The sequence below is a fragment of the Alphaproteobacteria bacterium LSUCC0719 genome, from assembly GCA_040839025.1.
Taxonomy (GTDB): Bacteria; Pseudomonadota; Alphaproteobacteria; order Puniceispirillales; family Puniceispirillaceae; genus UBA8309.
Genome location: JBFPJN010000019.1, coordinates 1 through 1,201 on the forward strand (window position 1 = coordinate 1; position 1,201 = coordinate 1,201).

Sequence of the window (1,201 nt, forward strand, 5' to 3'; positions counted from 1 at the left end):
CTAGCACTCAATCTTCTGCATCCATTTAGCCAGTATCTCGACGCTATAGCCTCTGCCATAGGCATGACCGATGCCTGTAGTGGTCCACCCACCTATCTGGTCGATGATGTCTGATGGACATTCAACAGCCCTCAGACGGTCTCTGAGGCTGTGCCGGAGGCCATGCATGACATAGTCGCCGCCGATGATGGTCTTCATCCACTTGTTCAGCGCAGCACTGGCTGAGTTGGCATTGCATGTCTTGCCATCACAATAGCGAGGGAAGGTATAGCTACTATCATGCTGTTGCAGTCTCTGTGCTGCCCATAGAGCCGTTCCCACAAGTGGGATATGTCTTGCACTGCTCTTGGTCTTCAGACGCCTCCACGGATGTGCTGTGAGGCTGATGTGGGGTGTTGGTGCATTCAGCACGATGTCGTCTCTGTGCAGCCCTGCAGCTTCACTGAGGCGCATCCCAGTGTCGCTGATGAGAGCCAGCAGCCAGCGCATCTCATCATCAGTTTCCTGACACGCCTTTTGCAGGATTATCAATTTGTCCTGCGGAACAGGTTGTCTGTCTTGGCTGTCATCCCGGTCAGGCATGTAGGTCTTGGCAAAGGCATTGCTGCCTTCAATGCCATGCTCCCGCATCACAAGATTGATGATGGACCGCACAGACCCGAAGATGCGCTTCACACTGCCAAGCGACAGGCCTTTGTCGAACAGATGGTCACGGAAGGCAGCTGCATCAGATGATGAGTATGACGTTATAGGCCTGTTGCCCAAAGCCTCTGCTACATACCTGCCATTGCGCTTGGCAGCACGGATGAAGGTTGGTGTCTGCTTATCTGCCTTCAGCCTGAGATAAGTCTCCACAGCCTCCATCATGGTGGGGCTGTTATCCGGCACGTCAGCGTCATCATCAATGACCAGATGCAAAGCTGGCACATCCATCTTCTGCAGTCTCAGCCCATGCCAGTAATCATCCAGCCTTTGGCTGATAGACACAGCAGAACGAGATGCTGCTCTGGCTGACTTCGTCCTCAGACTGATGCTCACCCTGTTACTGCGATAATGCTGCTGAAGGTCAGCAGGCACACGCCTGACAAAGTGATAGATGCCACTGCGAACACGGATATGAGGGTATTGATTGTACGTCATCCTGTACGTCACCTGACCTGTTAGCACATAAAATGCTGACATATCAGTGATGTACATGAAG

The 1,201-nt window shown here is 52.7% G+C and carries 1 protein-coding gene; it reads right to left on the reverse strand.

Going from position 1 to position 1,201, the window contains the following annotated elements:
• On the reverse strand, window positions 1–1,201 hold a 1,201-nt coding region (locus AB3X55_13380), incomplete at its 5' end, for a DUF6538 domain-containing protein (protein ID MEX0504576.1).